Genomic DNA, 10,658 nt, shown 5'->3' with positions numbered 1-10,658 from the left:
TTAATAGATGGAGAAGATGAATGAACATCGGTTACCGCCTCCCCGAAGTGACTTTCCACACCCGCGTGCGTGACGAAAGCATCGAAGGCCCCAACCCGTTCCGCTGGGAAGACAAAACCACCGCTGACTATTTCAAAGGCAAGCGCGTTGTTCTGTTCTCGCTGCCCGGCGCGTTTACCCCGACCTGCTCGACCTATCAGCTGCCCGGCTTTGAAAACGGCTTTGGTGATTTCGCCGCTGAAGGCATCGACGAGATTTACTGCATGTCGGTCAACGACAGCTTCGTGATGAACAAATGGGCGATCGACCAGGATTTGGAGAACGTCAAAGTGATCCCCGATGGCTCGGGCGAATTCACCCGCCGCGTTGGCATGCTGGTGCGCAAAGACAATCTGGGCTTTGGCCTGCGTTCGTGGCGTTACGCCTGCGTCGTGAATGACGGCGTAATCGAAGCCTGGTTCGAAGAGCCCGGCCTGTCGGACAACCACGGCGAAGACCCCTATGGCGTTTCTTCGCCCGAAACCGTTCTGAACTGGCTGAAAGAAGACAGCGCCGAAAAAGCCGCTTAAGCGGCCTCGGCGGGCAAGATAGCGCGGGCGTCGGCCAAAAGGCGTGCGCCCGCCTGCCCGATCAGATCGGCAAGATCAGAAAACCACCCGTCATCACGGGAAGATGCGCGGCGCACCACCCCAATGGTGCGCCGCGGTTCATTTCCGGCAAAGCGCAGCGCCGACAGGCCGCGCGCGGCGTTAAGTTCGGTCGGCAACGAGATTTCAGGCAGCAACGTCACGCCGAATCCTTCTGACACCAACCCACACAATGTGCCCAACGACGAGGCCCCCAAATCCAGCCGGGTCTGGGTGCGGGTCAACGCGCAGACTTCAAGGGCCTGATCTGACAAGCAGTGGCCTTCTTCCAGCAACAACAACCGATCCGGGTCCAGTTGGGCCGGACGCAGGGTTTCCTCTCGACCTGCGACCTGCGCCTGTTGTCCCTTGGCGGTGGCCAGAACGAAACGGTCTTCGAACACCGGGGTGGCAATCAGACCTTCTTCGCCAGTGGGCACGGCCAAAACCACGGCGTCCAAACGCCCCTCGGCCAGATCATCCAGCAAGCGTTCGGTGCGGGCCTCACGCACGCCCAGTTCCAGCCCCGGATGGGCATCGCGCAGCATCGGCAAGGCGACAGGCAGCAAATACGGCGCAACAGTGGGAATCACGCCAAAGTTCAACCGCCCGCCAAGGCCCCGTTGCCAGCGGGCCGAGTGCTCCAGATCGCCGACCTCGGCCAACACCTTGCGGGCGTGGCGCAACATGTCGTGCCCCGCAGACGTCAGAACAATCGCGCGCGGCTGACGTTCGACCAACTGTGTGCCTGTCTGCCCCTCAAGTTCGCGGATTTGCACGGATAGCGCGGGTTGCGAGACATGCATGGACTCGGCAGCGCGGCCGAAATTACCAGTTTCGCACAGGGCGACAAAGTACCGAAGTTGGCGCAGTGTAATGTTCATAACTTAAAGCTATCAATAAGCGAAGTTTTTGCAATTTTTATTTATCCAAAGGGAGTGCCAGATTGGAAACAGGAACAAAACTCGGAGGCCCCCATGACCAAACGCCTGACAACCACCGCTGGCGCCCCAATCGCTGACAACCAGAACAGCCTGACCGCCGGTGCCCGTGGCCCTGTGCTGATGCAGGATTATCAGTTGATCGAGAAGCTGGCCCATCAGAACCGTGAACGCATCCCTGAACGGGTCGTGCATGCCAAGGGTTGGGGGGCGTTCGGCACCCTGAAAATCACCGGGGATATTTCGAAATACACCCGGGCAAAGGCGCTCCAGCCGGGAAGTGAAACGCCGATGCTGGCGCGGTTTTCAACCGTTGCGGGCGAGCAAGGCGCCGCCGACCACGAACGCGACGTGCGCGGCTTTGCATTGAAGTTCTACACCGAGGAAGGCAACTGGGATCTGGTCGGCAACAACACGCCGGTGTTCTTTATCCGCGACCCTTACAAGTTCCCCGATTTCATCCACACGCAAAAACGCCATCCGCGCTCTAACCTGCGCAGCCCGACCGCGATGTGGGACTTCTGGGCCCTTTCTCCTGAGTCGCTGCATCAGGTCACCATCTTGATGTCAGATCGCGGATTGCCAACCACGCCGATGCATATGAACGGCTACGGCAGCCACACCTATAGCCTGTGGAATGACGCGGGCGAGCGGTTCTGGGTGAAGTTCCACTGGAAAACCCAGCAAGGCCACAGCCATTATACCAACGCCCAAGGCGCCGAGATCACAGGCCAGACCCGCGAAGGCTATCAAGAAAGCCTGTTTGGCTCGATCGAAGCGGGCGATTTCCCGCGCTGGACCCTACAGGTGCAGATCATGCCCGAGGCCGATGCCGAAAAGACGCCCTATAACCCGTTTGATCTGACCAAGGTCTGGCCCCATGCCGACTATCCCCCGATTGAGGTCGGTGTGATGGAGCTGAACCGCAACGCCGATAACTATTTCGCCGAGATCGAACAGGCGGCCTTTAGCCCGTCAAACATCGTGCCGGGGATCGGGTTCAGCCCTGACAAGATGCTGCAGGCGCGGATATTCAGCTATGCCGATGCGCATCGTTATCGTCTGGGCACCCATTACGAGGCCCTGCCAGTGAACGCGCCTAAATGCCCGGTACATCACTACCACAAGGATGGGTCGATGAACTTTATGGGGCAACAAACCGGCGCGCAGGATGCCTATTACGAGCCAAACACCATGGGTGGCGCGGCGCAGGACCCTGCCGTGGCCGAACCGCCCCTGCGTATTGATGGCGATGCGGATCGCTATAACCACCGTGACGGCAATGATGATTTCAGTCAGCCGCGGGCGCTGCACGATCTAATGAACGACGATCAGCGCGCCCGGCTGTACATGAACACAGCCGAAACCATGCAAGGCGTCCCGGCCGAAATTATCGACCGCGCGCTTGCCAATTACGATCAAGTCAGCCCGGCCTACGGCGATGGTATCCGCGCCGCGCTGGCCTGTCTGGCGGGGTCCAAAGACGCGGCCGAATAAACCAAAGGGGCGGCAACAGGCCGCCCTTTTACCTCTGCCTTGCGGGCGCTATAGTTGGGCCAGCTAGAGTGGATTGCACCATGGCCAAAAACGCGCTGGGTCGGATACAGGATTACCTCAAACAAATCGTCTATGGTGGCAATGACGGCATCGTCACAACCTTTGCCATAGTGATGGGTTTTGCCGGGGCGCAGGCCGATGGCGTGGCTCAGATCGGCGGCATCGCGGTGATCCTGTTTGGCTTGGCCAACCTGTTTGCTGACGCGGTCTCTATGGGGCTTGGGGATTACCTGTCGTCGCGATCTCAGGATCAGATGTATGCGCGCCGCCGGGCACAAACGCGCGACCGGCTGAATGAAAGCCCGCTAAAGACCCGCGCTGCACTGTCCCTGAAATTCCAGGCGCGCGGCTTGGCGCCAGCGCAGGCCGAACTGGCCGCAGATGCCCTGATGACCCACCCCGAAGCTGCAATTACGACGCTACTTGAAGATTCTCCGGGCACCAGCGGAATAGAGGGCGATCACCCCGCTCTGGGGGGGCTGATCACCTTTTTATCTTTCGTTGCTTTTGGCATCCTGCCGCTTCTGCCCTATCTGCTGGCGCAGGCCAGCCCAACCAGCCTGCGCTATTCGATATTGGCGACATTTTGCGCCCTGACACTTTTGGGGGCGCTGCGCGCCGTGGCGACAGGGGAAAGGCTTCAACGCGCTGTGGCCGAAACCGTTCTGGTCGGAGGGGTGTGTTCCGTCGTGGCCTTTGCCGTGGGATTGCTGGTGGGCAGCGCGGGCTAGCCGATCAGATCGCCACCCATACCAGCCATGCCTTCATAATGCAGCTTCAACCGTTGAAGCGCGATACGCAGCACGATCTTGCCCGAGCGTGCAGACCACCCCATGCGCTTTTCCGCCGCTTCCATCCCTTCCAGATAGCAACAGCACCGCAACGCCACATCCCCCAAACCGGGGCCCAGGTCGCGCAACGCGGCAGCCACGCGATCGCGCGCACCCGCGGGCCCCATGCCCGGGCCACCGCCGCCAAAACCTTTGTCCCCGCCGGTCAGAAAGCGATCCCAGTTCTGGGTCACACGTGTGCCCATCTGTGCCAGCTCGAAATCCTCGCGAAGTCGCTCTCCTGCGGCCACCAGATCAGGGGTAAGAAACGGGTTTCCGTCGCGATCCTTACGCCGTGCCAGCAGCGCCAACGGCGATTCCGCCAGGTTGAAACGCATGTTGCGCGGAGAGTCGTCTGTTGGCTCCATCACCGGGCGTTCGCCCCAAACACGATGCTGTTCAGCAAACGGTGTCGGGGCTTCGGCGAACCCGGCTTTCGCCTTGTCGTCCTCGGCCAGCAAACGGCGCAACGCCGCGCGCCCGGCCTGTGTCACGTGATACGTCGCCACCCGCCCCGGTGATTTGGTGGAAATCCACTCCTTAAGTACAAAGGCTTCGACCACGTCTCGGGTCACAACCGCGATGCGCGTGGTTTCTCCTTGCGCGTTCTCTTTCAGTACGGCCGCCTTTTCCAGATCAGCAGCAACAGCCAGAAAAGCCCCGTTTTCGCAAAGACGGCGCAAAATGCGTTTGGCTTCACGGTTCAGTTTGGCCTCGTCGGCCAGAAGGCGAGCAGGTTTGAATGGCGCTGTCATGGTCTCGCAATCCTCATTGTTGTTTGCCTTGAACAGGCAGTGCTCCAGGTGGTGATAAGCACTGTCTACGATGGGGTCGTCGCGGCGCTGCTCCTGGCGGCGCACGTTTCGCAGAATGGTCGATGCGTGCTGGTTCTTTTCGCGCGCAAGTGACCGGATTGAGCTCCCCGCCAAAGTATGGGCCAGATACCACCGCACAGGTTCAGGCAACCAGCTCGGGCAATCCGCCTGATCCGTCACTCCCGATATGTCATCCCCTGCCAATGCAACCCCCTTGGTTGAGATAGATAGTTTGTTAACCAACCGCGCCGGCAAATACACGCTATGGTTGTGTTTCTTACCAAGGCATTAACAACGCGGCCAATTGATATAATTGTTTTCACGATATAAACTTCTCTGAAACCTCCGAACGGTGCCTCGCCGAAAAACGCAACACACGCTTAGATTGTTTCATGCTGTCTCCCAAAGTGCCAAAAGGAGACAGACCATGACCGACACCCTATCCATGCTGAAGGCCCTACGCCGTCCGCGTTTGCTGATCCGCGCAGCCCGTTTCGGTCTTACCGATTATCGCCGCGATCGTGATCTGAGCCGCCTGATGCACAAATCACCGCCCCCTTCTCCGCGTCAAGCGCTGGGGGCCTTGATGGAGCAGGAAGAGCAGCTGGAAGAAACCCGGCTTGCAGGCGATGCGGCCTATTCGGTGTCGCGCCATGTGGAACTGCTGATCGCCATGATGGCCGAGGCGCGCTTGCTGCCGCGCCCCTCTCAGAACGCCTGAACTTTCATCTTGGCCGGACAACACAAGGGATCGCAGGCAACGCGCCCGGCGATCCCCTCTTGATCATTGGCCATGGCTTGCCTAAAGCCTAGCCATGACCAGCGCATCCCATGACCGCCTTCTTATCATCGACTTCGGCAGCCAGGTAACGCAGCTTATTGCGCGCCGCCTGCGCGAGCTGAATGTCTTTTGCGAAATCCACCCCTATCAGAACGTCACCGACGCCTTTCTGGCCGAATTCGCGCCCAAGGCGGTGATCTTCTCGGGCGGGCCCGACAGCGTGATGCGCGAAGGCAGCCCGCGGCCGCCGAAATCGGTTTACGATCTGGACGTGCCGATCCTGGGCATTTGCTATGGCCAGCAGGTGATGATGCACGATCTGGGCGGCAAGGTCGAAGCCGGCGAACATGCCACTGCAGAATTTGGTCGCGCCTATGTGACCCCCTCGGATGCCAGCACCGATCTGTTGGACGGCTGGTTTGCCGAAGACCGTGAACAGGTCTGGATGAGCCACGGCGACCACGTGTCTGAAATCGCCCCCGGCTTTGCTGTTTACGGCACCTCACCCGGTGCGCCCTTCGCGATCACCGCCGATACCGCGCGCAACTTCTTTGCCGTGCAGTTCCACCCCGAGGTGCACCACACCCCCAAAGGCGCCAAGTTGTACGAAAACTTTGTGCGTATGGCGGGTTTCTCGGGCGACTGGACCATGGCCAGCTACCGCGAAGAGGCCATCGCGCAAATCCGCGCACAGGTTGGTGACAAACAGGTCATCTGTGGATTGTCGGGCGGTGTTGACAGCTCGGTCACCGCGATCCTGCTGCATGAAGCAATCGGCGATCAGCTGACCTGTGTGTTTGTCGACCACGGGTTGCTGCGCAAGGACGAGGCTGACGAAGTCGTCACCATGTTCCGCGACAACTATAACATCCAACTGATCCACGCCGACGAATCGGAACTGTTTTTGGGCGAACTGGACGGCCAGTCTGACCCGGAAACCAAACGCAAAATCATCGGCAAGCTGTTTATTGATGTGTTCCAAAAACACGCCGACACGATTGAGGGCGCTGAATTCCTGGCCCAGGGCACTTTGTACCCCGACGTGATCGAAAGCGTTTCGTTCAGCGGCGGGCCCTCGGTCACGATCAAATCACACCACAACGTGGGCGGCCTTCCTGAAAAAATGGGCCTGAAGCTGGTCGAGCCGCTGCGCGAGCTGTTCAAGGACGAGGTCCGCGCGCTGGGCCGCGAGTTGGGCCTGCCCGCCAGCTTTATCGGACGCCATCCTTTCCCCGGGCCTGGTCTGGCCATTCGCTGCCCCGGCGAGATCACCCGCGAAAAGCTGGACATCCTGCGTGAAGCCGATGCCGTTTATATCGACCAGATCCGCAAACACGGCCTGTATGATGAAATTTGGCAAGCCTTCGTCGCGATCCTGCCGGTACGCACTGTTGGCGTAATGGGCGACGGGCGCACCTATGATTACGCCTGCGCGTTGCGCGCGGTGACCTCCGTCGATGGCATGACGGCGGACTACTATCCGTTCAGCCATGAATTCCTTGGCGAAACCGCCACTCGAATCATCAACGAGGTGAAGGGAATCAACCGCGTCACTTACGATGTTACCTCCAAACCGCCGGGCACCATCGAATGGGAATAATGCAACCAGAACGGGCGGTTTAGTTGCTCAGATATCACGAAGGCATCAAAGCTTGGAATTCTATCCAAATAACCGCAGCTCAGTGATATAACTACTGGACTTCAAATCGGATATATTTGCATTTGTTCCATAGGTTTTTTGTTTGCGAGTAATTCACGGTACGGGAAATTTTGCTATTAGGATGGCTATTTATGCGTGTCTTCAATTGCCACGACTGCGGTCATAAAATGCGATTGACGGGTGAATCCTGTGGGTATTGTTATACCCGCAAGGCTTGGTACCAGCAGTCGGGCGTTTTCTGCTCTGCCGTTGCGTTATCCTGCGTCGTGATTGGCGTTATCTTGGCTTCCATTCTGTAAGCGACACTCCTAGTCTGCCTGCCTGACCAATCAGGATAGGGCAGCTTCGTGCAGCAAACTCAATCAACACAAAATATCGGCCTCGCCGCGATTTGGATGCTGGGGGCGGTGACCTCTTTTGCGACCATGGCCGTGGCAGGACGCATGGCGATGTCCGCCCAGCTGGATACCTTTGAGCTGCTGTTCTATCGGTCCCTGGTCAGTTTCAGCATCGTTTTATGCGTTGCCGCAGTGACAGGTAAACTGTCACAAGTTCGGGCCACGCATATGCGCCTGCATCTGGCGCGCAATGTCGCGCATTTCACCGGACAGAACCTGTGGTTCTATGCCTTGACGCTGATCCCACTTGCACAGGTCTTTGCGCTGGAATTCACGTCCCCGTTGTGGGTCATCGTTCTGGCGGCCATTCTGCTGGGTGAAACCATTACACGGGCACGGCTGATCGCTGGTCTGCTGGGATTTATCGGGGTGATGATCATCACCCGACCGGGGGCGACCAGCCTGTCACCCGGCACGATCGCCGCCGCACTTTCCGCAATTTGTTTCGCCGCAACCGCCGTGGCGACCAAACGCCTGACCTGCGATGTGTCGGTCATTTCAATTCTATTCTGGCTCACGGTGATCCAAGCCGCTTTGGGGCTGATTTGCGCCGGTATCGACGGTGAGATCGCCCTACCGCCGGTGCACGGAATCCTACCGGTGATCCTCGTTGGAATCTGCGGCCTGACGGCCCATTTCTGCCTCACGACCGCGCTCAGCGTCGCCCCCTCCGGAGCCGTAATGTCAATGGATTTCACCCGCCTGCCCGTAATCGCGGTGGTTGGGATGCTGTTGTACAGCGAGCCACTGGAATGGGCCGTTTTCGCGGGTGCAGCATTGATTCTTTTGGGAAATTTAATCAATCTGAAGGCTGAAACGAGGTAACAGAGTCGCCAGAAGCGTGCCAAAAACGCTCTTACGCAGCGTCCTGATTGACGCAAAAAAAGGCGCACTGCTAGGCATATAGTACCAAAAAACATCCGCAAAAGGATTGAGAATGAAAAAACTAGTGGGAGGAGCGACGCTCGCTGTGCTGAGTGCAGGGATGGCATGTGCCGGCGGCGTCGAACGATCAAGCCAATCTGTTGGTATACTGTTCGAGGAAGGTACATATGTTGAACTGACTTACGGCTCGGTTGACCCACAGGTCAGTGGGATCCAGCAATCCGAAGTGTTCAACCCGCCTCAGATCGGCAACAGCACCGGGGACGTCTCGCCCAGCTACAACAGCGTCTCTCTGGGTTTCAAAACTGAACTTACAGACAAGCTCGAAGCTGCAATCATCCTTGATCAGCCAATCGGCGCAAGTGTGAACTACGCCGATCCGGCTTACGCCTATGGTGGATCAACCGCCCAGATCAGCTCGAACGCAATCACCGCTTTGCTGAAGTACAATCTGCCGAACAATTTCAGCGTCTATGGGGGCGCGCGCCACCAACGCGCCGAAGGTGAAGTAGACCTGTTTATTGGCTATACCATGCAAACAGATGTGGCGCAGGATTGGGGCTGGGTCGCGGGCGTGGCATGGGAAAAGCCGGAAATCGCCGCGCGGGTGGCGTTAACCTATAATTCGGCGATCACCCATTCGTTTAACGCAACAGAGCTGGGCGCGATATCGACCACGTTCGACACCACTGTCCCCCAGTCGGTGAACCTTGAGTTCCAGACAGGGATCGCTGCTGACACGCTGTTGTTTGGTTCTATCCGCTGGGTCGACTGGACAGCCTTCGACATCACGCCTCAGATCTATGGTGCCCTGCTGGGGTCTCTGGTCGATTATGACTCTGATACGATCACTTATAACCTCGGTGTCGGTCGGCGCTTTAACGAGAACTGGTCCGGCGCAATTCAGGTTGCCCATGAACCGGCAAGCGGCGGGTTTTCAGGCAACCTTGGCCCCACAGATGGCTATACCAGCCTTGGACTGGCGGCCAGTTATACGCGTGGGAACATGACCATCACCGGAGGGGTGCGGCACATCTGGATTGGCGATGCGATCACGCAAAACCCAGTTTCCGCCGGCACAACTCTGGGTGATTTCAGCGACAATACCGGTTGGGCCTGGGGTTTTCAGGTCGGCTATCAGTTCTGATCCTTGCCATTGGGCATGAATTGGCCCCGCCTTGGCGGGGCCTTTTTATTTGACCCTGCGCGCGGTGGTGGCTACGAAACCTCAAAACCACAAGTAGGCAGGCGATGTTTTACCAATCAGCCGATCACTGGCACAAAGCCGACCAAAAACGCGTTATGCTGTTCGGCATGTCCGGGCTGGGCAAGACGTATCTGTCGAACCTGTTGCGGGATGGTGGCGATTGGTTCCACTACTCGGTAGATTACCGTATCGGCACGCGCTACATGGGCGAACACATCGCCGACAATTTCAAACGCGAAGCCATGAAAGTGCCGCTGCTGCGCGAGTTGCTGCTGACCGACAGCGTCTATATCGCCTCGAACATCACCTTCGAAAACCTCGCGCCGCTGTCCACCTATCTGGGCAAACCCGGCAACCCCGATCTGGGCGGCCTGCCCTTTGCCGAGTATCAGCGCCGCCAATCTTTGCACCGCGAGGCCGAAATCGCCGCTTTGCTGGATACGCCGCGGTTCATCGACCGCGCCAAAGATCTCTATGGGTATGACAATTTCATCTGTGACTCGGGCGGCTCCATCTGCGAGGTCGTGGACCCAGAAGACAAAAACGATCCGGTCCTGACGGCCCTGTCACAAAATCTGCTGATGGTCTGGATCGAAGGTTCGGACAGCCACACCGAAGAGCTGATCCGTCGCTTCGATCGCGCCCCCAAGCCGATGTATTATCAACCCGCGTTTCTGGAAAGCGCCTGGGCCGAATATCTCAACGTAAACAATGTTGAAGCAGGCGATGTTGATCCTGACGCCTTCGTGCGCTGGACCTACGCCCGCGCCCTGGCTCATCGCCAACCGCGCTACAGTGCCATGGCCCGCAACTGGGGTGTTACGATCTGCGCCAATGACGTGGCTCAGGTCAAATCCCCGGCTGATTTCGACAAGTTGATCGCGCAGGCCCTTGAGATGCGGTAAGAAACCGCTTACTTCACGCGCCTTACCCCGTTCTCGAAGTCTCAGGATTGCTC

General features: G+C 58.3%; 10 protein-coding genes. 8 read left to right on the top strand and 2 right to left on the bottom strand.

All coding sequences use genetic code 11. From position 1 onward, the window contains the following. The first annotated feature begins 20 nt into the window (after positions 1-20). Positions 21-569 (top strand): peroxiredoxin, encoded by a 549-nt coding sequence (locus ATO10_RS02715; protein ID WP_035247666.1) that lies wholly within the window; start codon positions 21-23, stop codon positions 567-569. On the opposite strand, the gene ATO10_RS02710 is transcribed toward ATO10_RS02715, so the two are convergent. Continuing rightward, positions 566-1,510 (bottom strand): hydrogen peroxide-inducible genes activator, encoded by a 945-nt coding sequence (locus tag ATO10_RS02710; protein WP_035247663.1) that lies wholly within the window; start codon positions 1,508-1,510, stop codon positions 566-568. The genes ATO10_RS02715 and ATO10_RS02710 overlap by 4 nt on opposite strands. A 93-nt stretch (positions 1,511-1,603) precedes the next feature. Here ATO10_RS02710 and ATO10_RS02705 point away from each other — a divergent pair, with 93 nt between their 5' ends. Together ATO10_RS02705 and ATO10_RS02700 are read left to right on the top strand one after the other, a co-directional pair. Further along, positions 1,604-3,064: a catalase gene (locus ATO10_RS02705; protein WP_035247661.1), complete on the top strand. Its 1,461-nt coding sequence runs from the start codon at positions 1,604-1,606 to the stop codon at positions 3,062-3,064. An 80-nt stretch (positions 3,065-3,144) separates the two neighbouring features. Then, complete coding sequence (locus ATO10_RS02700) at positions 3,145-3,855, top strand: VIT1/CCC1 transporter family protein (RefSeq protein ID WP_051597899.1); 711 nt, start codon at positions 3,145-3,147, stop codon at positions 3,853-3,855. Here the strand turns inward: ATO10_RS02700 and ATO10_RS02695 are convergent. Next, entirely contained in the window at positions 3,852-4,973 is a 1,122-nt protein-coding gene (locus ATO10_RS02695) for a DUF6456 domain-containing protein (RefSeq protein ID WP_238323343.1), read from the bottom strand. The two genes, ATO10_RS02700 and ATO10_RS02695, sit on opposite strands and share 4 nt — an antisense overlap. Positions 4,974-5,196: 223 nt before the next feature. On the opposite strand from ATO10_RS02695, the gene ATO10_RS02690 reads away from it, so the two are divergent. From ATO10_RS02690 to ATO10_RS02670, 5 genes are all read left to right on the top strand, one after another. Further along, positions 5,197-5,490 (top strand): DUF6477 family protein, encoded by a 294-nt coding sequence (locus ATO10_RS02690; protein ID WP_035247655.1) that lies wholly within the window; start codon positions 5,197-5,199, stop codon positions 5,488-5,490. A gap of 94 nt (positions 5,491-5,584) precedes the next feature. Then, entirely contained in the window at positions 5,585-7,150 is a 1,566-nt protein-coding gene (guaA, locus tag ATO10_RS02685; RefSeq protein ID WP_035247653.1) for a glutamine-hydrolyzing GMP synthase, read from the top strand. A gap of 407 nt (positions 7,151-7,557) precedes the next feature. Beyond that, positions 7,558-8,433 carry a DMT family transporter gene (locus ATO10_RS02680; protein WP_337588298.1) on the top strand — a complete coding sequence of 292 codons (876 nt, stop codon included), beginning with the start codon at positions 7,558-7,560 and terminating at the stop codon, positions 8,431-8,433. A 112-nt stretch (positions 8,434-8,545) separates the two neighbouring features. Then, positions 8,546-9,640: a hypothetical protein gene (locus ATO10_RS02675; protein ID WP_051597898.1), complete on the top strand. Its 1,095-nt coding sequence runs from the start codon at positions 8,546-8,548 to the stop codon at positions 9,638-9,640. Between the two features lie 104 nt (positions 9,641-9,744). After that, positions 9,745-10,605: a hypothetical protein gene (locus ATO10_RS02670; RefSeq protein ID WP_035247644.1), complete on the top strand. Its 861-nt coding sequence runs from the start codon at positions 9,745-9,747 to the stop codon at positions 10,603-10,605. Positions 10,606-10,658 lie beyond the last annotated feature (53 nt).

Origin of the sequence: Actibacterium atlanticum, from assembly GCF_000671395.1 — a bacterium.
GTDB classification, from domain to species: Bacteria; Pseudomonadota; Alphaproteobacteria; order Rhodobacterales; family Rhodobacteraceae; genus Actibacterium_D; species Actibacterium_D atlanticum.
The sequence above is the reverse complement of the archived record's forward strand: the minus strand, read 5'-3'. Positions and strand labels throughout refer to the sequence as shown.

Bases quoted from the DNA above. Each gene is read 5' to 3' on its own strand.
- ATO10_RS02710 (WP_035247663.1), bottom strand. From the start codon at position 1,510: ATGAACATTACACTGCGCCAACTTCGGTACTTTGTCGCCCTGTGCGAA.
- ATO10_RS02670 (WP_035247644.1), top strand. From the start codon at position 9,745: ATGTTTTACCAATCAGCCGATCACTGGCACAAAGCCGACCAAAAACGC.
- guaA (WP_035247653.1), top strand. From the start codon at position 5,585: ATGACCAGCGCATCCCATGACCGCCTTCTTATCATCGACTTCGGCAGC.
- ATO10_RS02715 (WP_035247666.1), top strand. From the start codon at position 21: ATGAACATCGGTTACCGCCTCCCCGAAGTGACTTTCCACACCCGCGTG.
- ATO10_RS02675 (WP_051597898.1), top strand. From the start codon at position 8,546: ATGAAAAAACTAGTGGGAGGAGCGACGCTCGCTGTGCTGAGTGCAGGG.
- ATO10_RS02705 (WP_035247661.1), top strand. From the start codon at position 1,604: ATGACCAAACGCCTGACAACCACCGCTGGCGCCCCAATCGCTGACAAC.
- ATO10_RS02700 (WP_051597899.1), top strand. From the start codon at position 3,145: ATGGCCAAAAACGCGCTGGGTCGGATACAGGATTACCTCAAACAAATC.
- ATO10_RS02690 (WP_035247655.1), top strand. From the start codon at position 5,197: ATGACCGACACCCTATCCATGCTGAAGGCCCTACGCCGTCCGCGTTTG.